Origin of the sequence: Candidatus Frackibacter sp. WG13, assembly GCF_900114655.1 — a bacterium.
In the GTDB taxonomy this organism is placed as follows: Bacteria; Bacillota; Halanaerobiia; order Halobacteroidales; family Acetohalobiaceae; genus Frackibacter.
Genome location: NZ_FOTT01000025.1, coordinates 14,304 through 40,459, shown reverse-complemented (window position 1 = coordinate 40,459; position 26,156 = coordinate 14,304). Strand labels below are relative to the sequence as shown.

The following is a 26,156-nucleotide window of genomic DNA, read 5'->3' as shown; positions in this document are numbered from 1 at the left end:
CTATTTCTATTGATACAAAAAACTACACAAAATTATGACGCGAAAAGCCCCGCTACATATTTAGAACTTGGTTTAGAAACAATATTTTCAGTAACGCCTTGCTGGATAATATCCCCATCCTTTAAGACTACTATTTTATCAGCTATATCTATAGCATCATCTTTATCATGAGAAACAAAGACCGAAGTTATTCCTGTCTTCTTAATAATCCCTTTTAATTCTTGTCTGATCCTGGATTGTAAATTAGCATCAAGATTGCTAAATGGTTCATCCATTAATATTAACCATGGGTCGATTGCTAAAGCTCGAACTAAAGCTACTCGTTGTTGCTGTCCTCCACTAATTTGATGCGGATAACGTTCTCTTAACTCTTCCAAACCGATCAATTTTAATAGTTCTTGTAACCTCTGTTCTTTGTATCCTTTCTCCTTATTTCTCACACCAAATAATATATTCTCTGCTACTGTCATATGGGGAAATAAGGCATAGTCCTGAAATAAAACCCCTATTTCTCTTTCTTCAGGATAGACAAAAGTACTTTCATTAACCATTACCTCATCATCAATCTTAATAATACCTTTATGTGGCACCTCAAGCCCAGCAATTAATCTTAAAACTGTGCTCTTACCACTGCCACTCTCTCCTAAAATACAGACTATATCACCTTTTTCTATATCTAAATTAAAGTTTTTAAGGACATATTCATCGGAATTTTTATATCTAAAATCTAAATCTTTAATTTGAACGAGCATTTTTACCCCCCTTACTTCCAACTGTATTAATACGATATATAGCAATGCCACAAACTAAAATTATAATCATAGATGAGATAGCAGCTTCATGTATCATCTCATTTCCTGCATATTCGAAAGCCTTACTAGCTAATGTGTCAAAATTGAAGGGTCTTAAAATCAACGTCAAAGGTAGTTCCTTTAATACTTCAATAAGCACAAGCAAGAACCCACTCTTAACTGCAGGTTTAATCATAGGTAAGTCGACTTTAAAGAAGGTCTCAGTTATTCCAACACCAAGAGTTCGTGATGCTTCAAAGAAACTACTACCTACTCTATCAAATCCTGATTCGACAGAATTATAGCCTATACCTAAGAACCTTATTATATAAGCAAAGATAAGCATTATTATGCTCGACTTTAAGACTAATCCACTTGTGCCAAGATCCAATAACTTATATATGACTTCTATCTGATTATCTAAAGTGATAAAGAATGTTAAAATTCCAATGGCTATAACAGCTCCTGGAATTGAATAACCAAGAATTGCAATCTTCGAATATATTTTTGAAATTATATTATCATTAATTCTTACTGTATTGGCAATAATGACCGCTATAATAATGATAAGTGCAGAAGCAAGTAAAGCTACAAACAAAGAATTAATAGCAAAGAGTATAAATTCCATATCTAATACATCATCATAACTTAACCAACTCCAATGAAGTAACTGCAATGTAGGAATTAAAAATCCAATACTAAAAACTGAAAAACAGAATCCAGAAGTCATGAAAGCCTTGATTCCTGATAACTTTTTTCTAGAAATAGGCCTTATCTTAGTAGTACTATAGCTAAATCGCTTACCACCTCGAGAGAATTTCTCTACTAGCAACACACCAAAAACAAACGCCATCAGTAAAGCAGATAATCTAATTGCAGAATTTGCATCTCCCATCGCAAACCATGTCTTAAAAATTGCTGTACTAAAAGTTGGTATCCCAAAATATTTTACAACTCCATAATCATTTAGAACTTCTAAAATTACTAAGCTACTTCCAGCAACAATAGCTCCTTTAGAAACCGGTAAAATAACATACCAAAACGTTTCAAAATAACTTCTACCTAAAGTCCTTGAAGCTTCCACTAAAGAAGCAGATTGCTTTGATAGAAATGACCTGGTTATGATATAGACATAAGGAAACAAAAAGATGGTATAGATGAATATTGCACCAGGCATAGTCATAATATCAAAATAAGATGGATTAACATCGACACCAAAGCCTCTTAAGGTCGTTTGAATAACTCCGGTATAATTCAATAATCCATTATATGTATAGGCACCAATATAAGGAGATATTGCTAAAGGCAGCACTAGCGCCCATTTAAAAAAATCACGAAAAGGAAACTCAAACTGACTAATAAGCCACGCTAATGTCAAACCTATTAAAATAGAAAGAACACCTGTAAATGAAATAAGAATCGTTGAATTCACTATATAATCTTTTAAAAGATACTTCTGTATATGCTCCCAATTATCTGTTACTGGATTAAATATATTCAATAAGATATTAATATTTGGAATTAAAATAAAGAGTATAATGATAAAACTTGAAATAGACCATATATTGAATAACGACTTCAAATTTCTTCTTTTCAACAAATAGAATCACCTACCTCTTATCTGGAAGCGGTCAATTAATTGACTGCTTCCATTAAACTTAATTAATATCTTAATTACTGCCATCCTACTTCATTAAAGATCTCGACTGCTCTTTGATTATATTTTCCTAGTTTAGCTAAGTTAATATCTTGTGCTTCAAATCTACCCCATGATTTTAATAGAGGTGCCGGTTCTACATTTGGATTAACAGGATATTCATAATTAGCACTAGCAAAGAATTTTTGTGCTGCTTCACTTGATAAGAATTCCATTAATTTAATAGCATTCTCCTTATTCTTAGCATGCTTAGTAAGACCAATTCCACTTATATTGATATGAGTCTTGTCAGGAAAAAAGACTCCCAATCGTTTAGCTAACTTTACTTCTTGTGGATCTGATGAATTCAACATTCTTCCCAGATAGTAAGTATTCATAATTGTTAAATCACCAACACCTGAAGCTACTGCTATAGCCTGTGCTGTATCATTACCTTTGGGTCTTCTTGCCATATTATTTACAATTCCCGCTGCCCAATCTCTAGCAAACTCTTCTCCTTCTAAGGCGATAAATGAAGCTAATAAAGACTGATTATAGATATTCAATGAAGTTCTTGCTAATATTCTTCCTCTCCATCTATCATCTGTTAAATCTGCATATGTAGATAATGCTGACTCATCTACCCTATTCTTAGCATAAACTATAATTCTAGCGCGAACAGTCAAGCCGAACCAATAATTTTCTTTATCCCTTAAATTAGCTGGTATATTATTAAATAATATATCACTCTTAACCGATTGTAATAAACCTTTTTCCTTAGCACGGTACAATCTACCAGCATCAGCTGTAATTAATAGATCAGCCGGTGTATCTTCTCCCTCTCTTTCGATTCTTTCGATTAACTCATCTGAAGTACCTTTCAAAACATTCACTTTAATACCTGTCTTCTCTTCAAACTTTTCAAGTAACTTTTCATCAGCTTCATAATGTCTGTTAGTATAAAGATTAACTTCTCCCTTATCCGAACCAAAGAAAGCATCAAAAAAACCAGCCGAAGCTGTAGAAACAGTAGCAATACTCAAAACTAAAGCTACAGTTAAAATAAATAATGACTTTTTCATTTTAATAGTAATCTCCTCCTAAAATCTTATTGATAATGATTTTCATAATTGTCTGTAAGTAATTATAATGAAAATCACTCTCACTGTCAAGGTTAATTTTCAATTATTAATTAAAAATACCATTTGAGCTAATTTGTTTTATTTTTAATCATAGGCCTGAATATAATCATAAATTCCTTCCTGACCTTTGTAAAGAATCACTTTATTATATACAGGATACAATAGTTTATCTTTCTCCCATTGCTTAATGGGCTGCAAATATTTTTTTAGATCACTTTCTTGACTAATTAAACTATTATATACTGCATTAGTCATTAAAATGTTCTTTGGCTTATTAGGCAATGATAATAGCTTAACATAAAAGTCCTCCACTCTCCTAACTCGGCCAACTATAAATTCCGGATGATAATAATCAATTACCCGCTCCTCTTCAAACGTATAAACTATAGTCTCAGTAGAATCAAAGTTTTTGTTCAAATAATGGCTTAATTTTATCACCGGAGGAGAACTCTTATTGTAAGTTCCTATTAGTGGTACAGAAGTCATAATTAATATTAAGACTAGAAGGCCATAGCTTAAATAATATATCCTATTTCCCAAATAATCCAAAATATAATCTAATCCTGCCACTATTAAAATTATGAATAACGGTACTAAAGTAATTATATGCCTAGGCTTAGCTACATTCTGTCCAAAGATCACCCATAAAAAATATGGAACAAACCAACTAGCCAAAAATAATTTATCTTTATTAGTCAATTTAACTTTTAAAATAAAACTAATCATTCCTAATAGAATAAATCCAGATAATATTAATTTAAATATTGAATCACCAGATTGATAAAACCCTAATCCGGCCACTAAGATATTATCATAAATTAACTTAATTAACCTTAACCCCAAAGAACTATCTGTAACTAAGGTTCCTCCCCAATCGTTAAAATGACCCACAGTAAAGTCAATTGCTATCTTAAGAAAGTCTAATAAACCTCCTGCTCTAACGGTCTGCCAGCTTAACCAAAGGAAGAATGCACTTATAAAACTTATTAGAGTCAGAATTATAGTTTTAAGCTCTTTCTTTTCTTTATACCATAAAATTAAACTAATTAATAATACTATAGAATAAGGAAAATAGGAGATCCTAACTCCTAAACCTAACCCTAAAACGACTGCACCACTTATTAAGTGCCATTTTCTATACTGAGTCTTTTGCCAACTTAAATAAGTTAAATATAAGAATAATAAGATAGACAAAGTACCCATCATATCAGACATAATCTTAGCACTTAAAATTAAATGTAGTGGACTAAATATCAAATATAATCCTGCTAATAAAGCAAATCTTTTATTAAAAATTCTATTAACTAATAAATAAAATGGAACTACCGATAAACCACCACATATCGCACTTATTAAAGCTAAAGACAACTCTTCATTGCCCACCCACTGATTAATAAACTTTCCCAACCAAATATAAACCGGGTAACCAGGAAAATGTGGTTGCATTAATGATAAATCATAGTATCTAATCCCTAAAATAAAGTCTACAGCATCCCAGCCATGAGGATAGGGACTTAGGAAGAATAACCTAACCCCAATTGCAATAAATATTAGAATTGAACCATAAATGATGACCCCCTCCTAAAAAACACTAAAGAATAATTTTAAATCATTAATATTTCTTTTACTTTAAATAACTTTTCTATTTATATGTCCGCCATTTGACTTCTCTTTCATATACCACTGTGTAAATTTTGCAACCCCTCTTCTGATATCAATTTGAGGTTGGTAATTTAATCTATCTTTAGCCTTAGTAATATCGGCATAAGTAACTGGCACATCTCCAGGCTGTGCGGGCAATTCTTTAATTTTAGACTTCTTTCCTAAGCTATTACCAATTACCTCAATCAAGGTTAGTAACTTAACTTGTCTTCCGGAACCTAGATTAAAGATTTCAAACCTTGGATTAACTTCTAGAACTAATTTAATACCTCTAACTATATCACTAATATAAGTATAATCTCTAGTAGTAGAACCATCTCCAAACATCGGGACAGGTTGCCCTTGAGCAATTAATTTAGTAAATTTACTAATTGCCATATTGGGTCTCTGTCGTGGTCCAAAAACAGTGAAGAAACGTAAAATAGATATATTTAAGTCATATAAATTATGATAATTCCTGCAAAATAATTCGGCCGATCTTTTAGCTGTAGCATAAGGTGATGCTTGTGAATCAAGTTTCATATCTTCACTAAAAGGAAGATCCTTTCTTTCCCCATAAACCGAGGAAGAAGAAGCAAATACAAACTGTTTTATATTATATTTGACAGCCAAATCTAATAAATTAATTGTCCCCTTCACATCAACATCGACATATAAGTTTGGTTTATCGATGGAATTACGTACTCCAGCCATAGCTGCTAAATGAATCACTTTATCAATTTCTTCTTTTTTAAAAATTTCAGCTAAGCGAATTTGGTTTAAAATATCTGTTCGATATAATTTAAAATTACCATGTTTTATAAATTGTTTAATATTATTCTCCTTAATCTTTGGGTCATAGTAATCATTAAAATTATCAATAACAACTACTTGATGCCCCACCTTCAATAAACTCTTTACTAAATTAGAACCGATAAATCCGGCTCCTCCAGTTACTAAAACTTTCATCTTATCACCTGCTTTTAAATTTTACTTCTTTCTTCTTTGCACTATGTATTTGTATTAAGTAATTGAAAATCGTTTTCAATATCATTTTAATTAATTATAATAAAAATCATTCTCAATGTCAAGAGCAAATAGAAAAACCTCCTTCACTATAATAAAGGAGGTTTAAAAAATCATTCAATCATTCAATTTTTTACTACCAATCACCGCTTGCCCTAAAGCAAGTCCACCGTCATTAGGTGGCACTTTTTCATGAAAGTATAAGTCTAAAACACCTTTGGCTCCTTTCTTCAACTTCTTCACCAAATATCTATTCTGCATTACTCCACCACTAAGAACAATCTTATTAAAATTATATTCTTTAGATAATCGTCCAACTAAATCTAAAGTAAATTCAACTACTGTATTATGAAACTTAGTTGCTATTTTCTCCTTCGCTATACCTGACTCTAAATCTACAATCATCTCTGCCCATAAAGACTCAGTCTTAATAATCCCCTGTTCTGTAATCGCAAAATTATAACATTCATTTACCTGCGGCTTTATTATTGATTCTAGTTTAATTGCTGCTTGACCAGTATAATCAGTAACAGTACAGATTCCTAACAAGGCTGACACTGCTGCAAATAAACGACCCATACTAGATGTTAACGGAGTATTAATTTTCTCTTCAATCTGAGCTTTAATAATCTGACGTTCAGTTTGTTCTAAATCAGGCAGAAATTTTTTAGCTAGTTCGATTCCTATATCTTCGAAATGATGATACAGATAGGAAAAGGCCATTCGATATGGATTTTTAACTGAAACTTCTCCGCCTGGCAAAGGCACATATTCTAAATGTCCAACTCGCTCCAAACTATCTAAGCCACCAACAAAGAATTCACCGCCCCAAACCTCTTCGTCTAAGCCATATCCAGTTCCATCAAAAGCTACTCCAATAACTTCCTCATCTAATTGATGTTCTACCATACAACTAGCAATATGAGCCTGATGATGCTGTACTTCAACTAATTCTATGCTATCTAAAATTTTACCATACCTAGTGCTCAAATAATCTGGATGCAAATCAGTAACTACTACTTCTGGGTTAACCTGTAATAAATACTGCAACTTGTTAATACTCTCTTGATAAAAGTTATAAGTCGCTAAGTTATTCAGATTCCCAATATGTTGACTCAAAAATATGTTCTGTTCTCTAACTAAAGCAAAAGTATTCTTCTGTTGTGCTCCACAAGCTAAAATATTTTTCTCTGCTTCCATATCCATTCTAATTGGAAATGGTACATATCCTCGCGATCTTCTTATCGGCACCATCTCGTCGCCTAATTTATACACCACTGAATCATCAACGCGGTTAGCGATCTGCCGGTCATTAGCTAAGATAGCATCAATCTTCACATCTAATTTATTGTATACTTCCTTACTAGATGTCATTAATGGCTGTCCACTAAGATTAGCACTAGTCAAGACAATTAAAGGCAACTCATCTGTTAAAAGAAGTTCATGAATAGGAGTATAAGGTAGCATCATCCCTAATTTATCAGTATCTGGATTAACCTCATTAGCTACCTTAAAGTTAACATCCGTTATCTGCTTAGTCTCTAAAAGAACTATTGGTGCTGCAGGTGAAGTTAACTCTTCAACTTCTATCTTATCTAAATCACAAATCTTTTCTATCACTTCCAAATTTTTAGCCATAACTGCTAACGGCTTACTAGGACGATGCTTAATCTTTCTTAATCTCCTTACCGCTTTTGGTTTAGTCGCATCACAAGCTAAATGATAACCACCTAAACCCTTAATAGCAACAATTTTACCGTCCAACAAAAGTTCTGTTGTTTTCTTTATCGGGGCACCTTCTATTATGTCACCTTTACTGTTAAGCAATTTTACACTAGGTCCACATTTTTCACAAGCATTTGGCTGAGCATGAAAGCGACGATCTAATGGAGTATTATATTCATCCTGACAATTAGAGCACATATTAAATTCTTTCATAGTAGTTAACGGACGATCATAAGGAGTCCCTTCGATAATTGTGAAACGCGGACCACAGTTCGTACAATTAATAAAGGGATAGTTATAACGTCTGTCACCTCTATCCTTCATTTCAGCACGGCAGTCATCACAGATAGCTACATCTGGAGTAATTAAGACTCTTTCTTCCCCATTGCTATTACTCCTTTTAATCAAGAAATCATCATAATCTAAAAGTTCTGAAGTGAAGTTTAGTGCTTTTTCTTTAATTCGAGCTAAGGGAGGTGCCTGCTCTTCAATAGCTAAATAGAAATCTTCAATTAACTTCTGCTTGCCTTCAACCTCAATCTCAACTCCCTTGACTGAATTCAATACCCAACCGAATAACTGATATTTTTTAGCTAAACGATAGATGAAAGGTCTAAATCCTACTCCCTGAACTATTCCGTTTATTTTGATTTTGGCTCTTACTTTCTGTTCTGCTTTAGGTAGTGACATAGTTATCCTCTCCTTAACAAATCCGCGGTAACATCTCTCCTGTTAACATATCTAAGACTCTACTTGCTCCAAAATTATTTTCTAAAACTACTCTACCCGGCTCGTCAGCTGTCACTTGACCAATAATTGCTGATTTAACACCATATTCCGATTTTTGCATTGCTTCTAATACATCTTCAACTTCTTCTTCAGGTACGATAACTATTAATTTACCTTCATTAGCTAGATAGAGTGGGTCGAGACCTAACATCTGACTAGCTGCTTCTACTGTTTCAGAAATAGGCAATTTATCTTCTTGTAATTTAATACCTACTTGAGAGGCTTCGGCTATTTCATTTAATGTCGTAGCTAACCCGCCGCGAGTAGGATCCCTTAATACTTTAACTTGATCCGTAACTTCTAAGATATCAGAGACTAAACCAGATAAAGGAGCTGTATCACTCTTGACTATAGTTTCGAATTCTAGACCTTTTCTTTCTGATAAAACAGCAATTCCGTGTTCTCCTAAGTTACCGTTAACCAAAATCATATCTCCAGGCTTTGCTCGGTCAGCAGAAATATTAAGTTTAGTTGATAGACTTCCAACACCAGTAGTATTAATATAAAGTTTGTCAGCTTCTCCTTTAGCTACTACTTTTGTATCACCAGTTACAATCTTAACTCCAGCTTTCTTTGCTGTTTCACTAACGGACTTAATCACCTGCTTTAATTCAGTTATCGGTAATCCTTCTTCAATAATCAAAGAAAGACTCAAATACTTCGGTATGGCTCCACTAGTAGCTAAATCATTAACTGTTCCACAGACTGCTAATTCACCAATATTACCACCAGGAAAGAAGATAGGATTGATTACGAAAGAATCAGTAGTAAAAGCTAATCGCTCTCCCTCTAAATCTAAGATTGCTGCATCATTTTTTGACCTTAATATTTCATTATCAAGCTCTTTAATAAATATTTCATCAATTAAGTTCTGTGTCAACTTACCACCACTACCGTGGCTTAATAATATCTCTTCCATTCCTATCATCTCCTATCATATTTATAATAGGCAGCACAAGAGCCTTCACTAGAAACCATACACGGCCCAACTGGATGTTGTGGATTACAAACATCACCAAATAACTGGCAGTCATAAGGTAACTTAATCCCTTTCAAGATTTCACCACAACTACAACCTTGAGGCTCATTACTATCTCCAACATCTAAATCTATCACATTTCTAATCTCATATTCTGCGTATTCATCTCTCAATTCTAAACCACTATTAGGAATAATTCCGATTCCTCGCCAAGCAGTATCAACCACTTGATACAATCGCCTAATCAAATCCTGGGCTATCTGATTTCCTTCATCTTTCACCACACGCCCATACCTATTCTCAACCTTAGCCTTAACCTTATCCTCAACCTCAACCTGAGCCTCAACCTTCTGCTTCAAAGCACCTTTAACTCCATCCAAAATATCCAACGGCTCAAAACCAGCCACTATCGCCGGTAAATCATACCTATTAACGACTTCCTCGTAAGCTTTACTTCCAATCATAATACTAACATGCCCCGGACAGATTAGCCCGTCAATCTTCACTTCATTATCATTTAATAGTGCTTCTAAAGCCGGAGGGATCAATTTATGAGCTACAAATAGTTTAAAATTATCTATCCCTTCCTCAATCGCTTCTTCTAAAGCAGCTGCTATTACTGGAATTGTTGTTTCAAAACCGACAGCTAAAAAGACTACTATTTTTTCTGGATTCTCTTTAGCAATCTCTACAGCAGCCAAAGGAGAATAAACAATCCTTATGTCTGCTCCTCGTGACTTCTCTTTCTCTAAAGAACTATTACTTCCCGGTACCTTTATCATATCACCAAAAGTTGTAACAATTACTTCCGGCATCTTACTAAGTGCTATCATCTCATCAATCTCTTGTTGAGAAGTAACACAGACTGGACACCCTGGCCCAGATAATAATTTAATATTCTTCGGTAAAAGAGACCTAAGACCATACTTAGAGATAGCCATCGTATGTGTCCCGCAAACTTCCATTAGCTTTAATTCCTCGTCTAATTTTTGAGATAATTCACTAATTTCATTGAGCATTGGCTTAATTAATTCTGGATTACGATATTTCTTCAAGACCTGCATAGAATTCCTCCAATAACTCTATTCTTTCTTTAGCTTCCTGAGCATCAATCTTGTTAATCGCATAACCGGCATGAATTAAAAGGTACTCTCCAACTTCAACATCAGGGACCAACTTAATTCCCACTTCAGTTCGATTACCATTTAAATCAACTACAGCATGCTTACCATCTATCGCAATCACCTCTGCCGGTACCGCTAAGCACATTCTTGGACCTCCTCTACTTTAGCTATTAGCCACTGATACCATTCTTCTAAACCTTCTTCTTTGATTGCAGAAACCTTAATTATCTCTATTCCTGGATTAATACTATAGACATCTTCTTCAAAAGCATCCATATCAAAGTCACAAGCCGGTAATAAATCCATCTTATTTAGTAATAAAACCTCTGAATTTCTAAACATAGATGGATACTTTAACGGTTTATCAGCGCCTTCAGTAATACTCATCGCCATCACCTTAGCTTCCTCACCTAAGGCAAAATCAGATGGACAGACTAGGTTTCCTACATTTTCGATAACCATTAAATTTAACAGATTAAGATCAAAATCTTCTAAAGCTTTTTGCACCATATTAGCATCTAAATGACAACCACCATCAGTATTAATCTGAATCACCGGAATATCATACTTCTCAATCCGTTCCGCATCTTTAGCAGTATAGATATCACCTTCAATAACACCTATATCCAATGTATTCCTTAATTCCTTAACCGTCTTCTCCAAAACAGTCGTCTTCCCCGCACCTGGTGATCCCATAAAATTGATAGACCAAATATTCTTCTCCCTCAATAATCTTTGGTTACAATCAGCCAATACATCATTAGCCTGTAAAACATCCGAAACAACTTTTATCTTTGCCATATATAATTTCCTCCCTTTTTTAGTTCAATTGACAATTGACGATTAACGATTAACAATTACAATCATTAAAAATCTTAACCTTAGCCTTAACCTTATATTTATAATAGACTCTGCTTTTAATTCGAAGGCTCTTTTCTGGGCTTCACTGTCTCGCCCAGCCTACAAATCAAGGCTCCTTACAGCTTTAAAACCCAAAAGCTGACGTGAATAAATTCTGCCGCAGCCTACGATAGACTCTGCTTTTAATTCGAAGGCTCTTTTCTGGGCTTCACTGTCTCGCCCAGCCTAAATCAAGGCTCCTTACAGCTTTAAAACCCAAAAGCTGACGTGAATAAATTCTGCGCAAACCTACGATAGACTCTGCTTTTAATTCGAAGGCTCTTTTCTGGGCTTCACTGTCAACTATCAACTGTCAACTGTAATATAGTCTATATATAATTCCCGTCCGGATATGGTTTCTGTATTAGTTGAATTACATTTAGGACAGATAAACCTTTTATCTATCGCAAATTCCTGCTCGCAATCATGGCAGTACCCTTTAGCTGGTACTTCCTCTATAATTAATTCTGCACCTTCACAGACTGTGTCTTTAGCAAAGTACTCAAAACAGAATTCTAAAGCACTAGGGACAGCAGCCGTCAATTGACCGACGGCCAATTTGACGGCTGAAACTTTAGTCAACTCTCGTTTCTTAATCTCTGTCTCTAGTTGTTCAAAGATGGACTGCATTAAAGACATTTCATGCATTGACTACTTCACCTGCCTTATTTGTATCACCTAATCCTAAATCTTCAATAATTTCATCTACTATTCTTGGAATTGCTGCTTCTACCTTCGGGGTACATCCTTCATGAAATGTCTGATTATCTACTACTTCTATAGCATAAATATCTATCTGATCAGGCATCTTCATCTCCATCATCTCTCCAAACTCTAATGCAGTTGCAAAGTTAATATCATGAGCTGAGGCTAATCTAAATGTCGACTTTAAGCTATCAACATCTAATTTATAGACTTGACCGGGCTCTACCTTGCTGGTTTTTATAGAATCAACAACTATCACCCGGTCATAGCCTGAGAGGAGATCAAGTAACCTAAAGCCTGCTAAAGAACTTTCTTGAAAGTCAATATTCTCTTTATTTATCCTTGCTTCTAATTCACGTACAACATAGAGACCTACGCCGTCATCAGAAACAATAGTATTACCCATTCCTAGGATAATAGTCTTCATTACTTCTCCATCCTTTTTATTACTTCTCCATCTTCATCATGAATATTAATCTGCATCGGCATCTGCCCTGGCAAAGAGTGAGTTGCACAAGATAGACATGGATCATAAGCTCTAAAGGCCATCTCTACCATATTTAATAGCCCATCATTAACTTCACCATTCGTAATTAGCCCTTGGGCTGCCTTCTTAATTGACATACAGATTGGAGCATGATTATTAGTAGTAGCTACAATTAAGTTTACCTTTTCTGTCATCCCCTGGTCGTTAGCTTTATAATGATGGAAAAGGGTGCCTCGTGGTGCTTCTACTACGCCTACCCCTTCATCTGGAGTCTCTGTTGGAATATTTCTAATATCTTCACTAGTAATTTCATCATCTTGACTTAATTCTAATAATCTTTCGGAAGCATAGATTAATTCAATTAATCTAGCCCAGTGATTTGCTAAAGTAGCATGGATTGGTCCACCACCTAAAGCAGAATACATATTCTCATAAGCCTCTTGGGCCTTAGGAGTTGCCATCCCCTCAGCTACATTTAATCTAGCCAATGGTCCCACGCGATAGATACCACTATCTGCACCATCAACAAAGCCTTTCCAACCGATATCCTTCAAATATGGGAACTTAATATAGGTCCATTCTTCTACTCTTTCTTCAACATAATCTAAGTAGTCATCTGCATCAAACTCTACTACTTGCTCACCAGTAGGACTGACTACTCTTAATTGACCATCATAGAAGTTAACATGTCCATTTTTATCTATCATCCCCATATAATTAGTCTCATGGGCATAAAAATCTTCTTTAATTAGTTCTAAATAGTCCTCATTATCTAAAACAACATCTTCAAAGATACCAAGTGAAAGTTCACTAAATTCAACTAAGGATTTAGCCATCTCTTCGACTTCTTGTCGTTCCTCTTCCGTTAATGACTTGCTCATCCCTCCTGGTAAACCACAGACTGGATGTGTTGCTTTTCCACCAAGCATCGCTTGAATCTTCTGGGCATAAGAACGATGTTTGATTACTTCTTCTCCGGTGTCTACTCCTACCTTAGCTATTACCCCTAGAATATTTCTATCTTCTGGATCAGCATCTGGCCCTACTACAAAGTCAGGAGCCGCTAAAGCATAGAAATGGGCTATATGCGAATGAATAATATGAGCTACATAAAATAGTTCTCTCAATTTATGCCCTGCCGCTGGCGGTTCTACTGAAAAGACACCATCTAAAGCCTTAGTCGCTGCCATATGGTGAGCCTCTGGACAGACTCCACATATTCGTGGTACAATTCGTGGCACCTCTTCTATTGGCCGATCTTGACAGAACTTTTCAAAACCTCTTAACTCTGGAACCTGAAAATATGCGTTTTCTACGTTACCTTCATCATTTAAAAATATCTCGATCTTACCATGACCTTCTAGACGAGTTACTGGATCTATTGTAATTCGTTCCATTATTTATCCCCCTCTCTAACCTAACTTCTTTCTTTTTAATAATGAATTAGACATGCCAAAGCGATAGAAAGTACCACCAGGATCTAAAATATCTTTAGCTATCTTAGCTATCTCTTCTTGATCGTCACTATCAATTACCGAAGCCACAGCACTAAGCAGCTTTGCACCTTGGTCAGCCACTTCAGATGTCGGTCCATAACAACCACGACACGGCATATTTACCGTTGGACAGTTAGCCCCACAGCCACCAGTAGTAGCTGAACCACAGCAGATAATACCTTGTTCTAATAAACAAAGTTCTGGATCTACATCTACTTCGTAAGGTCTTCTAAACTCTTTAACCTTCTTCTCTTTCTTCTCACGATCACATTCATCACAGACCGTCTTCTTACTAGCAATCACACTACCAACCGGTGGTAGATTATCATTAGCAATCGCTTCTACGGCTTTAATAATCAAATCAGTCGATGGTGGGCAACCTGGTAGATAATACTCTACTTCGATTAAGTCATCTAGCTTATAGACTGTATCAAAAAACTCCGGAATAGTTAACTCTCCCTCAGCCACTTCCGTCTTCGGCGTTGGTAAATTATTATCTGGATTATTAGTAGAAATCGTATCTACATAAGCTTCCTGAAAGATTTCATCTTTATTATGGAAGTTACCTAAGCTTGGAATTCCCCCATGACAAGCACAGGCTCCAAAAGCAACTACCACTTTACTCTTCTCACGAAGAAGCTCAGCTATCTCTCTCTGTTCTGTATTTCTGATAGCTCCATTAATGAACGAAACATCGATATTATCATCATCCATATTCTCTATATCTTCATATTTAAAGTCCATAGCTATCGGCCAAAGTACTATATTAGCCAATTCAGCCACATCTAATATCTTTTCATCTATATCTAAAGTGGCTACTTCACAACCACCACATCCTGCTGTCCAGTAGAAGGCAAAATTTAATTTATCACCCAATTAACTCACCTCCTGTCCGCTCAGAAACTTTTCCTAACGGACCAACTAATTTTACTTTTGCTACTAAATCCTTAACGACTTCAGCAAACTTTTCTCCTTCGTTAGCCGAAACCCAAGTTAACATAAATCTTTCTGGCTCAATACCAAACTGCGGTAGCATAGCCTTCAATACTTCAGACCTACGTGCTGCTTTATAGTTACCACTAACATAGTGGCAGTCACGAGGGTGTCAGCCACTAACTAAGATGCCATCGGCACCTTCTTTGAATGCTTTCAAAATATGGGATGGCTCAACTCGCCCTGAGCACATCACACGAATAATTTTGATGTTAGACGGATATTTAATTCGAGAAATACCAGCTAAATCTGCTCCTGCATAAGAACACCAATTACATAAAAAGCCTACTATATTTGGTTCGAACTCTTTACTTTCTGTCATGCTCCACAAACCCCCTCAATCTGAGCAAATATTTGTTCATTATCGAAGTTACGAACTCTTAAAGCTCCGGATGGACAGCCACCAACACAAGTTCCACAACCTTCGCATAATACTTCATTAACTGTACAAGCTCCTAATTCTTCATCATAACTGATTGCACTATATGGACATAATGGAATACAGACCTTACAACCAGAACAGATTTCTTAATTAACATGAGCAGAAATCGGCGAAACTGAAACTTTACCTTTAGTAATAACAGATAAGACTTCTGCTGCTGCCCCTGACCCCTGAGCAACCGAATCAGGAATATCCTTTGGACTCTGACAACACCCTGCTAAATAGATTCCTTCGGTAGCTGTTCGGAATGGATCAAGCTTAATATGTGATTCTAAGAAGAACCCATCATTGCTAGTCTGAATACCAAACGTCTGACCAACTTCAGTCTGACTAGCCTGTGGAATCAATGCCGTATTTAAAACGACCATATCTACTGGAATCTCCACAAACTCACCAATTAAAGTATTCTCAGCTCTAACTATTAATTTATCATCACGCTTAATTATTTCTGAACCTTTACCGCGTATAAAGTTGATACCTTCCTTTTGTACTCTATTATAGAACTCTTCATACTGTTTACCAAAGGTTCTCATATCAATATAGAACTCATAAACCTCAGCATCCGTCTTTTCCTTAGCTAAATGAGAGAATTTAACTGAGCTCATACAACAGACTCGTGAACAGTACTTTTTATAGTTCTCATCACGACTACCAATACAGTGCAATACAGCGACTGCTTCTGGCTCACTACCATCTTCTAGCTTAACCTTACCTCCAGTTGGCCCGGAAGCATTTGTCAATCGTTCAAATTCAAGCCCGGTAACTACATTATCATAAAGTCCATAACCCCACTGTGCAGCTCCAGATGGATCAAAGACTTCATAACCTGTCGCCATAATTATATTTCCTACTTCTATTTGATGCTCTTGCGGTCCCATCTCTAAATCAATAGCCTTGGCTTCACAAACTTCTACACACTTTCCACACTTAACACATGTGTCTCCATCAATTAAATATGAATTAGGAACTGCCTGAGGAAACGATCTATAAATAGCCTTCCGGTCTACTAAGCCCTCTTCAAACTCATCCTCGGTAGTAATTGGACAGACCTCACTACAGTCCCCACAGCTAGTACAATCATCTAAATCTACATAACGCGGTGTTTCGGTAACCGTCACATCAAAGTTCCCAATATATCCTGAAACCTCTGTTACTTGACTATTAGTTAAAAGATGTACTTCCTCTTTACGCGCTACTTCTACCATCTTAGGAGTCAAAATACAGGCTGCACAGTCTAAAGTTGGAAAAGTCTTATCTAATTTAGCCATCTTACCACCAATCGAAGGCTTCTTCTCAACTAAATATACTTCTTGACCACTATCAGCAATCTTTAGTGCTGCCTGAATACCACTAATTCCACCCCCAACTACTAATGTAGCCGGATTAATATCTACTTCTTTCTCTTCTAACGGTTCATGATAAGGCACACGATTAACTGCTGAAGAAACCAATGCCTTGGACTTTTCAGTTGCCTCGCCTTCATCTTCAGTTACCCAAGAACAGTGCTCCCGAATATTAGCCATTTCTAAAAAGTAACCGTTCAGACCACCATCTTCTAAAGCATATCTAAAGGTTGGTTCGTGCATTCGTGGCGAACAGGAAGCAACTACTATTCTATCTAAGTTATGCTCTGCAATATCTTTCTTTAATAAGTCCTGCCCTGGATCAGAACACATATACTTATAATCTCTTGATAATACTACATTTGGTAAATCCTTTGCATAATCTCTAACATCTTCTACATCTACTTTATCAGCAATATTAGAACCACAATGGCAGACATAGACACCTACTCTCGCTTCTTCTGTCAACTTATCTCACCCCCGCATACTTTTGAATTAATTCAGTTGGCTGTACAATACACTTTTCTAAACCTAAATCATCTGGCTCGATTCCTAAGGCTAGTCCTAATAATTGAGTGAAATAGACTATTGGCATCTCAAAATTAGTGCCATACTTTTGATTAATCTCATCTTGAAAAGCATCTAAATTCATCTGACAAAGAGGACAAGTAACTACCATCATTTCTGCCCCAGTGTCTACTGCTGCTTTTAACAAGAAATAGTTCAACTCTAAAGCCATCTCTTTTTTAGTAGTCATCAACGCTCCGCCACAGCACTTAGTCTTCATATTGAAATCTTTTACCTCAACACCTAGTCCTTCTAATAACTCATCTAAGGTAGTCGGCATCTCTGGATCATCGAAGCTATGGTCTGGTCTTACAATCTGACATCCATAGTATGGCACCGCCTTTACTCCTTCTAACTCTTCGAGTACTTGACAGATAATCTGGTCTAAACCATAATCATTGACTAAAACATCTAATAAATGCTTTACCTTAACCTCTCCCGAATAACTTAGATCAGCTGCTTCTAAAACCTCATCTACTTTTCCTCTTAAATCCGGTTTCTTATCATATGTCTGATTAACATTCTTATGAGCTACATAACAAGAGTTACACGGTACTGTCATGTCTAAACCTTGCTCCTCACTCCTGGCTAAATTTCTTGCTGGTAATGAAAGCGAAACTAATCTATCAGTAGATGAAGCTGCCGTAGCTCCACAACAGTTCCAATCCTCTACTTCTTCTAATTCAATTCCTAATACCTTACAGACTTCTTTTACCGATTCATCATAATCACTAGCCGAAGCATGCAAACTACAACCGGGATAATAACTATATTTCAATCTTTACGCCCCCTTCATCTCTTCTATCTTATCCAACATAGCCTCTAATTCATCTTGATGCTCTATCTTATCATTAACAAATGTTAACCTACCTCGCTGTAATAATTTCAGCCCTAACGGAGCAAACTTAAATAGATTCATAAAGTTCGTCTTTAATGAATAACGAGTGATTAGATCTCTTTCTGATAACCGACCATACTTTTTAATCACATTAGTAAACTCTTTATAAAAAGTTGGTGAATAATCTTTTTGATTATAAGTACCTTCCTCAATCGCGATCGTCTTTAAAGCATACATAACATCAGTAAACTTAATTCCTCTCGGACACCTCACTGCACATGCATAACAAGAAGCACACATCCAAATTGTCTTGCTCTTTAAGACTTTATCTTTATATCCAGCTCTAATTAAAGAAATTATCTTCCGTGGTGTATAATCCATCTGATAACTCGTTGGACAAGAGCCAGAACAAGTACCACACTGCATACAAGCACCTATATTCTCTCCTGAAGCTTCCTTAACCTGTTGAAAAAAATTAGAATCCACCTTCTGTTCCACTAATAAAGAACTCGCAGCCACAGCTGTCTGATTCACAATAAATTACACTCCTTTCTACTCTCCGAAAATAATTTAAATTTTAAAATACAGCTACCCAAATACCTAAAATTTTCGTGCTCCCCCCTTTCTTACTAATAAGAATGTTATCGACTAAATAAGGTTCCTATATTACAAGAAGTTAATTTACTTAACCTTAGTCTTTACCTTAGCCTTAACCTCAATCTTAACTTCAACACTCTCTTACTGTCATTAATATATAAATGCAACTATTGTGCCAATTTTTCTGAAAATGTCTGAAAAATGCCACAAGGACTACATTGACAGTAAATACAATTTTTCACAATCTTTTTGGACAAATTATAATTTTCTGAATTTTATATAAAATTATGTTCATTTTTTGTACACTTTTAAATGTGAAGAAATACGCTTGCTGCTATGCTGGTTAATGGACCTTGAAAAATAAAAAATGTATAGTTCCCGGACATGTTCGGAAACTATACACCTAAAAAGGTTAATTACCCATATATTATATAAATAAGGGTTTGCTGAGAAACATCTTCATTTTACTTCGCTCTTTTCTGATAAGTAGTATGCAATAATTGATGAGCCTTTTTATTTCCAACCCCCTCTAAATACTCTTCATACAACTCTTGAATAACCGGATTCTCATGAGATTTTCTAAGAGATTTACTATTATTAATGTTATATAAACCTTGCCCTCGCTTCATTACAATCTCTTCATTGGTAGGAATCGGTTGTCCTCCTCCACCTACACATCCGCCTGGACACGCCATGGCTTCTATAAAGTGATACTCTTTCTCTCCTCGTTTTACAGCTTCTAAAACCTTACTAGCATTACCTAAACCACTGACAACCGCGACTTTAATTGTCTGATTAGATAATTCAATCTTAGCTTCTCTTACTCCAGTTAATCCTTTAGCTTCTGTAAGTCGTAGTCCACTTAATTCTTCTCCAGTTAACTTTTCATAAACCGTTCGTAAAGCTGCCTCCATTACTCCTCCTGTTACTCCAAAGATATCAGCGGCTCCAGTACTAATCCCTAGTGGGTCATCAAAATCACTTCCAGATAGATTTAAAAAATCTACCCCTGTCATCTTTAACATTCTAGCTAATTCACGTGTTGTAAGCACTAAATCTACATCCTGACTACCATCTTTCATCATCTCTTCACGTGTTGCCTCGAACTTTTTAGCAGTACAAGGCATAACTGAGACTACTGTAATCTCTTCTCGTGAAAGATTCTCAATATCTGCATAATAACTTTTAGCTAACGCTCCAAACATCTGTTGTGGAGATTTGCAACTAGATAGATTCGGCAAGAAATCATTATGAAAATGTTCAACATACTTAATCCATCCAGGACTACAAGAAGTTAATAATGGAAAAGGCCCACCTTCTTTTAGCCTAGATAATAACTCATGTCCTTCCTCCATAATTGTTAAATCAGCTGTAAAATCAGTATCAAATACCTTATCAAAGCCTAATTTGCGGCAAGCGGTTACTAATTTATTAGTCATGGGTGTACCAGGTTCTACTCCAAATTCCTCTCCAATAGAGACTCTTACCGCAGGCGCTATCTGCACAACAACATGTTGATTGTCATCATTTAACGCCTCCCACACGTTATCAATAGCATCATTCTCTTTAATTGCCGCTACAGGACAAGCATGTAAACATTGACCACATAACGAGCATGCTACTTCATCTAAGTCTTTATTAAAGAAAGGAGCAATTAAGGTCTCAAAGCCACGATTATTAGGGAAGAGAACTTTAACACCTTGACTATCGTTACAAACACTGACACAACGACGACACTTAACACATTTATTAGGATCACGAATAAGTGATGGCGTCGATTCATCCAATTGATGTTCTATCCTCTTACCAGCAAACCTACTTCCGTCTACCCCTAACTCTTTAGAGAGACCCTGTAATTCACAGTTCAAACTTCGCTCACAGCTTAAACAATCTTGAGGATGATTAGCTAAGATTAGTTCTAAATTTAATCGTCTTAACTCTCTAACCTCAGGTGTATTAGTCTCAATTTCTAATCCATCACTTACTTGCAACACAAAAGCCGGTTCATACCCTCCTCCTCCTCCTTCTACTTTGACCATACAGATTCTACAGACGCCAATCTCATTCTTGTCTTTTAAATAACAAAGCGTTGGGATCTCTATTCCTGCCTTCTTTGCTACTTCTAAAACCGTTTGCCCAGCCGTTGCTTCTAACTCTTCACCATTAATTTTAACTTTCATGCTGTTTCACCCTTCCGCTCGCCTTCTTCTCTCTGTGTGACTAACTCTTGACAATCACCGGTTATGCAGACTTTAGCCGTAATGTGAGCTAAGTATTCATCTTTAAAGTAGTCTAAAGTACTATAAATAGATGTTGGCGCTGCCTGCCCTAAACCACAAAGTGCTGTTTTAGACATAACATTAGCCAAGTCACGTAATTTATCTAAATCCTTTAAGTTACTTTCCCCTTTAGAGATCCGATCTAACATTTCATACATGCGTGTATTCCCTTCTCGACATGGAGTACACTTTCCACAAGATTCATGTTCAAAGAAATGCATAAAACACTTTGCAATGTCGACAATACAATGGGACTCATCCATAATTAATAATGCTCCAGAACCTAAAGCACTTCCTACTTCAGCTAAAGAATCATAATCCATCGGTGTATCCAATAGCTCTTTCGGAATACATCCTCCTGAAGTTCCTCCAGTCTGAGCTACTTTAAACTCTCTACCGTCAGCCATTCCACCACCAAAACCTTCAATAATCTCCCTTAAAGTAGTACCCATCGGTACTTCAACCAAACCTTCATTCATTACATCACCACTTAGAGTAAAGACCTTGGTTCCAGTACAGTTCTCGATGCCAATCTTACTAAACCAATCAGCGCCCTTTTGGATAATAACCGGAATATTGGCCAAGGTCTCCACATTATTAATCAGAGTTGGCTGCCCCCATAAACCTTCGTTAGGAGGATAAGGAGGTTTAATCTGCGGTTCACCTCGTTCACCTTCGATAGAACGGAGTAAGGCTGTTTCTTCACCACAAACATAAGCCCCAGCCCCTTCTCTAATCTTAATTTCAAAGTCGAAATCTGAATCAAAAAGATTTTTGCCTAACACCCCTAATTCTTCCGCCTGTTCAATAGCCTTCTTCAATCTACTAACAGCTAATTGATATTCCCCCCGCACATAAATATAACCAGTATCCGCACCAACAGCATAACCAGCAATCGCCATGGATTCTAATAATGTATGCGGATCACCTTCCATAATTAACCGGTCCTTAGAAGTCCCAGGTTCTCCTTCATCAGCATTGGCAACAACATACTTTTCATCCCCATCAGCTTGATGAGTAAACTTCCACTTCAACCCCGCAGGAAAGCCAGCCCCTCCTCGACCTCTAAGTCCCGAATCCTCTATCATTGTAATTACTTCTTTAGGTGTCAATCTAGTTAAAGCAATCCCTAAAGCTCGATAACCGTCACGGCCAATATAATCTTTAATATCCTCTGGGTCTATAAGCCCACAATTCCTTAATACAATTCGCATCTCATCAGAAAAGATATCCTTCTTGTGATGAGCAGTAACATTCTCTTCGCTTTCATCCATTTCATACAGTAATCTATTAACTCTACGCCCTTTTAATAAATGTTCTTCTACAATTTCTCTTACATCTTCTATCTGCACCCCGCCATAATAGACTCCTTCTGGATAAATAACCATCAGCGGTCCCGCTTCACAAGCACCTAAACAATCAGTACTAATTACCTTTATTTCATCATTGAGCCCAAACCTCTTCAGTTCCTTAACTAAAATTCGCTCTACTTCTTTACCGCCTTTCTGTTTGCATTCCTGGCCAGTACAGACTAGAATATGTCCCCTATAAAAAGCCATCATTTAACCTCCTTCTTCTTTAATACTTCTCCAAAATCTCCTCTAACTTCTTAGCAGTTAAGTTACCATAAACCTGATCATTAACCATAATCGCTGGCGCAACTCCACAGACACCTAAACAACTAGTTAGTTCTAAGCTAAATTTATTATCTTTCGTTGTCTCACCTATATCAATACCTAATTCACTCTTTAGCTCTGTCAATACATTCATCGAACCCTTAACATGACATGGTGCACTCTCACAGACTCTAACTATATTCTCGCCTTTCTCTTCTGTATCTAATAAAGTATAAAAGCTCGCCACTCCATAAACCTTGCTTAACGGTAAGTCTAAATATTTAGCCACTAACTTTAAAACTTCTTCACTTAAATAACCTAACTTATCCTGGACTCTGTGTAAAATTGAAATCAAAGGAGTCTTTTCAGACTCATAACCTACTATAATCTCCTTAATTACTGCTTCCATAATATCTACCTCCTAAAATTTATAATCACTTGCTAATATATACATGCAATTTTTATTCCATACTTTTACTTAAAAGAAATTAAATGTAGCCCATCCCTATGTTAGTAAAGGATACAGACTTTTTGTTAATTCTTCTTCTTTTTTGATTCATCCGAATTTTCGCACAATTAGTGTTTGATATTAATACATTTAGCGTCATCAGTTAGCCAAAGCAGCTGTTATAACAATCATTAACGCCCTAAACAGAAAAACTGTATATTTTTCATACATGTATGAAAAATATACAGTGGTTTAATCCTTTTGAATTTTTAATATATTAATGCTATAACCATAAAAAGGTCACTTTTCGCGGCAGAATACATTTTTTGTGTTCTAATCATTAATCAAATATCATACTTACTTAATTTTTGATATAAAGTCGAACGCGAAATCTGTAATAACTCTGCAGCCTGTTTCTTATTCCAGTTAGTTAATTCTAAAGCTTGGTGAACGGCTTGTTTTTCTACTTCTGCCGTCAGTTCAGCTAAAGGCTGAATCTGTTCATCATTAATTAAAGTAGGTACATGACCATCAGTTTGTAGAATATAGTTTGGTAAGTTTTCAGGTTTAATCTCCTCATCATAAGTTAAACTAAAAGTCTGCATAATTATATTCTCTAACTCACGTACATTCCCAGGCCAATCATACTGCATTAGTTGATTCAAGGCATCTTTTGTTAATTGCTTGCGAGGAAGTCGTTGTTCAGCTGTTAATTTAGTAATAATATGATCAACGATCACCGGTAAGTCTTCAATTCTATTACGTAAGGCAGGAGTATTTATCGTAATTACATTTAAACGATAATAGAGGTCTTCACGAAAATCTCCATCTTTAACCATCTGTTTCAAATTACGATTAGTAGCTGCAATCACCCGTATATCTATATTTTGAGTATGATTACCACCTACTCGTTCTATTTCTTCTTCTTGTAGGACACGTAATAACTTAGACTGCATCCGCAAAGACATATCTCCTACCTCATCTAAAAAGATAGTCCCTTGGTCGGCTAATTCAAACTTACCGGCTTTGCCTCCCTTTTTAGCACCAGTAAAAGCACCTTCTTCATAACCAAATAATTCAGCTTCCAATAGACTTTCTGTAATTGCTGCACAGTTTACTTTAATGAAAGGTCCGTTTTTACGATGGCTGGCATTATGGATTGCATGAGCAAACATCTCTTTCCCAGTTCCACTTTCACCAAGAATCAAAATAGTTGACTTCGTCTGTGCTGCCTGTTGGGCTTTAATCTTAGCTTCTTTGACCTCTACGCTCTTGCCTTTAATATCATTAAAAGTATACTTAGTCTGTTGGTCCTGAGAAAGCTTATCTTTATAATAGTCTGCTTCTTCACGCGTCTGGTCTAATAGATAAGGCAAACACATCTCAATCTCATCCAATTCTTGATAAACCGCCACAGCCTTTTCACGACATGAATCATAACCACAAGCGCCGCAATTTAACTCATCGCTAGGTGTAACCTTATTCATATAAGTTAGGATCTCTTTAATTTCTTGTTCAGTCGGAGTCTCTAACTCCAAGGTCGAAGGATTAAATTCTCGATTAAAATCCATACCTTTTAATTCAATAACAGAATCATCATTATCATCATTCACTATATCATTAACTTGCTTCTCTTCCTCTTCTAAATAATCTTTAACCAACTTTTCCCTTGCAAATAAAGATAATTGACTATCTATTTGTGGTCCATCTATACATCCTGCACAGAATAATATATCTAATAACTTAACCTCAATCTCATTATTTAATACACCATTGATTAACTCTTTACAATTATGACTCCCTTCTGTAATCAATACTTCGTCATCATTAAAACTCTTTAAGTTAGCAGCTAATCCTCCCGATAGAGCAAAATCATCACTATGCTCAAAGTTCCCTTGCGTAAATTCAGTCACAGATAGAGTCGATAATTCTATATCTTCTTCGATACACATTTCCTTAACCTCTTTAAAAGTCAAGACCGCATCGATACTATCTTTTGACTTTTCTTGCTCCATCTCAGCCTTTTTAGCGGTACAAGGTCCAACAAAGACTACTTTAGCTTCTGGATTCTGTTCTTTAATCAACATCCCTGTAACCACCATCGGTGAAGCAAAAGGAAGTAATTTAGAAGCCAATTGAGGATAATGTTTTTCGACCAAATTAACTATTGTTGGACAAGCAGTACTAATTAAATTTTTTTCTTTAGAATCAGCTAAGTATTCATCATATCTTTCAGCTACTAAATTTGCCCCCAAAGCTACTCGATAGACTTGACTAAAACCCAATTGATGCAGGGCAGTAACTAACTGCCCTGGACTACAATCATTAAAAGAAGCGACAAATGATGGCGCCAAACAAGCTACTACTTCTTCTTGATGTTGTTGCCAACTTTTAACTTCTGTGCGATAACTTTTTACTTCTCGAGCATCTCTTGCACATACATCAAGACAACGACCACAATTAATACACCGCTCTTCAACTACTTTAGCTTGACTATCTTCTACTTTAATTGCTTTAGCAACACATTGCCGAACACACGCATAACACTTTTGACATTTAGTTCCGTCAATATCTATTATTGTAGCCACTTAG

The 26,156-nt window shown here is 36.0% G+C and carries 23 protein-coding genes; all 23 read right to left on the bottom strand.

The features are described 5' to 3' along the window. Window positions 1-32: 32 nt before the first annotated feature. Window positions 33-752: an ABC transporter ATP-binding protein gene (locus BM077_RS11765; protein WP_089750537.1), complete on the bottom strand. Its 720-nt coding sequence runs from the start codon at window positions 750-752 to the stop codon at window positions 33-35. After that, window positions 736-2,391 carry an ABC transporter permease gene (locus tag BM077_RS11760; protein ID WP_089750539.1) on the bottom strand — a complete coding sequence of 552 codons (1,656 nt, stop codon included), beginning with the start codon at window positions 2,389-2,391 and terminating at the stop codon, window positions 736-738. Before BM077_RS11760 ends, BM077_RS11765 begins: the two co-directional genes overlap by 17 nt. 74 nt (window positions 2,392-2,465) lie before the next feature. Beyond that, window positions 2,466-3,509 carry a Fe(3+) ABC transporter substrate-binding protein gene (locus BM077_RS11755; protein WP_089750541.1) on the bottom strand — a complete coding sequence of 348 codons (1,044 nt, stop codon included), beginning with the start codon at window positions 3,507-3,509 and terminating at the stop codon, window positions 2,466-2,468. Window positions 3,510-3,653: 144 nt separating this feature from the next. Further along, entirely contained in the window at window positions 3,654-5,015 is a 1,362-nt protein-coding gene (locus BM077_RS11750; protein WP_089750543.1) for a glycosyltransferase family 39 protein, read from the bottom strand. 183 nt (window positions 5,016-5,198) lie between these two features. Further along, window positions 5,199-6,179 carry a GDP-mannose 4,6-dehydratase gene (locus BM077_RS11745; protein ID WP_089750544.1) on the bottom strand — a complete coding sequence of 327 codons (981 nt, stop codon included), beginning with the start codon at window positions 6,177-6,179 and terminating at the stop codon, window positions 5,199-5,201. Window positions 6,180-6,353: 174 nt separating this feature from the next. Further along, window positions 6,354-8,651, bottom strand: coding sequence for a carbamoyltransferase HypF (gene hypF / locus BM077_RS11740; protein WP_089750546.1), 2,298 nt, complete (start codon window positions 8,649-8,651; stop codon window positions 6,354-6,356). Between the two features lie 13 nt (window positions 8,652-8,664). Beyond that, window positions 8,665-9,675, bottom strand: a complete 1,011-nt coding sequence (hypE, locus tag BM077_RS11735; protein WP_445082268.1) for a hydrogenase expression/formation protein HypE — start codon at window positions 9,673-9,675, stop codon at window positions 8,665-8,667. Beyond that, entirely contained in the window at window positions 9,675-10,793 is a 1,119-nt protein-coding gene (gene hypD, locus BM077_RS11730; protein WP_089750550.1) for a hydrogenase formation protein HypD, read from the bottom strand. Before hypD ends, hypE begins: the two co-directional genes overlap by 1 nt. Beyond that, window positions 10,768-10,998 (bottom strand): HypC/HybG/HupF family hydrogenase formation chaperone, encoded by a 231-nt coding sequence (locus tag BM077_RS11725; protein ID WP_089750552.1) that lies wholly within the window; start codon window positions 10,996-10,998, stop codon window positions 10,768-10,770. The genes hypD and BM077_RS11725 overlap by 26 nt, the downstream gene beginning before the upstream one ends. Further along, the gene (hypB, locus tag BM077_RS11720; protein ID WP_089750555.1) at window positions 10,989-11,654 is read right to left on the bottom strand and encodes a hydrogenase nickel incorporation protein HypB; all 666 of its coding nucleotides are present in this window, start codon (window positions 11,652-11,654) and stop codon (window positions 10,989-10,991) included. The genes BM077_RS11725 and hypB overlap by 10 nt, the downstream gene beginning before the upstream one ends. A gap of 405 nt (window positions 11,655-12,059) precedes the next feature. Beyond that, a complete protein-coding gene (hypA, locus tag BM077_RS11715) occupies window positions 12,060-12,401 on the bottom strand; it encodes a hydrogenase maturation nickel metallochaperone HypA (RefSeq protein WP_089750557.1) in 342 nt (113 codons plus the stop codon). Then, the gene (locus BM077_RS11710) at window positions 12,394-12,885 is read right to left on the bottom strand and encodes a hydrogenase maturation protease (protein ID WP_089750559.1); all 492 of its coding nucleotides are present in this window, start codon (window positions 12,883-12,885) and stop codon (window positions 12,394-12,396) included. Before BM077_RS11710 ends, hypA begins: the two co-directional genes overlap by 8 nt. Beyond that, window positions 12,885-14,342, bottom strand: coding sequence for a Ni/Fe hydrogenase subunit alpha (locus BM077_RS11705; RefSeq protein WP_176941720.1), 1,458 nt, complete (start codon window positions 14,340-14,342; stop codon window positions 12,885-12,887). Before BM077_RS11705 ends, BM077_RS11710 begins: the two co-directional genes overlap by 1 nt. A gap of 15 nt (window positions 14,343-14,357) precedes the next feature. After that, complete coding sequence (locus tag BM077_RS11700) at window positions 14,358-15,317, bottom strand: NADH-quinone oxidoreductase subunit B family protein (RefSeq protein ID WP_089750562.1); 960 nt, start codon at window positions 15,315-15,317, stop codon at window positions 14,358-14,360. Next, complete coding sequence (locus tag BM077_RS14080) at window positions 15,310-15,756, bottom strand: hydrogenase iron-sulfur subunit (RefSeq protein WP_176941721.1); 447 nt, start codon at window positions 15,754-15,756, stop codon at window positions 15,310-15,312. Before BM077_RS14080 ends, BM077_RS11700 begins: the two co-directional genes overlap by 8 nt. Then, window positions 15,753-15,959, bottom strand: coding sequence for a 4Fe-4S dicluster domain-containing protein (locus BM077_RS14230; protein WP_218149532.1), 207 nt, complete (start codon window positions 15,957-15,959; stop codon window positions 15,753-15,755). The genes BM077_RS14080 and BM077_RS14230 overlap by 4 nt, the downstream gene beginning before the upstream one ends. A 3-nt stretch (window positions 15,960-15,962) precedes the next feature. Next, window positions 15,963-17,687 carry a CoB--CoM heterodisulfide reductase iron-sulfur subunit A family protein gene (locus BM077_RS11690; RefSeq protein WP_218149530.1) on the bottom strand — a complete coding sequence of 575 codons (1,725 nt, stop codon included), beginning with the start codon at window positions 17,685-17,687 and terminating at the stop codon, window positions 15,963-15,965. A gap of 1 nt (window position 17,688) precedes the next feature. Further along, window positions 17,689-18,564 (bottom strand): CoB--CoM heterodisulfide reductase iron-sulfur subunit B family protein, encoded by an 876-nt coding sequence (locus tag BM077_RS11685; RefSeq protein ID WP_089750565.1) that lies wholly within the window; start codon window positions 18,562-18,564, stop codon window positions 17,689-17,691. Between the two features lie 3 nt (window positions 18,565-18,567). Then, entirely contained in the window at window positions 18,568-19,158 is a 591-nt protein-coding gene (locus BM077_RS11680; RefSeq protein ID WP_089750567.1) for a 4Fe-4S dicluster domain-containing protein, read from the bottom strand. Between the two features lie 527 nt (window positions 19,159-19,685). After that, a complete protein-coding gene (locus tag BM077_RS11675) occupies window positions 19,686-21,401 on the bottom strand; it encodes an NADH-dependent [FeFe] hydrogenase, group A6 (protein WP_090095268.1) in 1,716 nt (571 codons plus the stop codon). Then, window positions 21,398-23,059 (bottom strand): NADH-quinone oxidoreductase subunit NuoF, encoded by a 1,662-nt coding sequence (gene nuoF, locus BM077_RS11670; RefSeq protein ID WP_176941722.1) that lies wholly within the window; start codon window positions 23,057-23,059, stop codon window positions 21,398-21,400. The genes BM077_RS11675 and nuoF overlap by 4 nt, the downstream gene beginning before the upstream one ends. A gap of 19 nt (window positions 23,060-23,078) precedes the next feature. Further along, window positions 23,079-23,525 carry an NADH-quinone oxidoreductase subunit NuoE gene (gene nuoE, locus BM077_RS11665; RefSeq protein WP_089750573.1) on the bottom strand — a complete coding sequence of 149 codons (447 nt, stop codon included), beginning with the start codon at window positions 23,523-23,525 and terminating at the stop codon, window positions 23,079-23,081. A 383-nt stretch (window positions 23,526-23,908) separates the two neighbouring features. Beyond that, window positions 23,909-26,152, bottom strand: a complete 2,244-nt coding sequence (locus tag BM077_RS11660) for a sigma 54-interacting transcriptional regulator (protein WP_090095266.1) — start codon at window positions 26,150-26,152, stop codon at window positions 23,909-23,911. Window positions 26,153-26,156: the final 4 nt, after the last annotated feature.

Coding starts and splice junctions, on each gene's coding strand:
- BM077_RS11765 (WP_089750537.1), bottom strand. CDS start 752: ATGCTCGTTCAAATTAAAGATTTAGATTTTAGATATAAAAATTCCGAT.
- hypA (WP_089750557.1), bottom strand. CDS start 12,401: ATGCATGAAATGTCTTTAATGCAGTCCATCTTTGAACAACTAGAGACA.
- nuoF (WP_176941722.1), bottom strand. CDS start 23,059: ATGGCTTTTTATAGGGGACATATTCTAGTCTGTACTGGCCAGGAATGC.
- nuoE (WP_089750573.1), bottom strand. CDS start 23,525: ATGGAAGCAGTAATTAAGGAGATTATAGTAGGTTATGAGTCTGAAAAG.
- hypB (WP_089750555.1), bottom strand. CDS start 11,654: ATGGCAAAGATAAAAGTTGTTTCGGATGTTTTACAGGCTAATGATGTA.
- BM077_RS11750 (WP_089750543.1), bottom strand. CDS start 5,015: ATGCAACCACATTTTCCTGGTTACCCGGTTTATATTTGGTTGGGAAAG.
- hypD (WP_089750550.1), bottom strand. CDS start 10,793: ATGCAGGTCTTGAAGAAATATCGTAATCCAGAATTAATTAAGCCAATG.
- BM077_RS11705 (WP_176941720.1), bottom strand. CDS start 14,342: ATGGAACGAATTACAATAGATCCAGTAACTCGTCTAGAAGGTCATGGT.
- BM077_RS11710 (WP_089750559.1), bottom strand. CDS start 12,885: ATGAAGACTATTATCCTAGGAATGGGTAATACTATTGTTTCTGATGAC.
- hypF (WP_089750546.1), bottom strand. CDS start 8,651: ATGTCACTACCTAAAGCAGAACAGAAAGTAAGAGCCAAAATCAAAATA.
- BM077_RS11745 (WP_089750544.1), bottom strand. CDS start 6,179: ATGAAAGTTTTAGTAACTGGAGGAGCCGGATTTATCGGTTCTAATTTA.
- BM077_RS11755 (WP_089750541.1), bottom strand. CDS start 3,509: ATGAAAAAGTCATTATTTATTTTAACTGTAGCTTTAGTTTTGAGTATT.
- BM077_RS11675 (WP_090095268.1), bottom strand. CDS start 21,401: ATGAAAGTTAAAATTAATGGTGAAGAGTTAGAAGCAACGGCTGGGCAA.
- BM077_RS11725 (WP_089750552.1), bottom strand. CDS start 10,998: ATGTGCTTAGCGGTACCGGCAGAGGTGATTGCGATAGATGGTAAGCAT.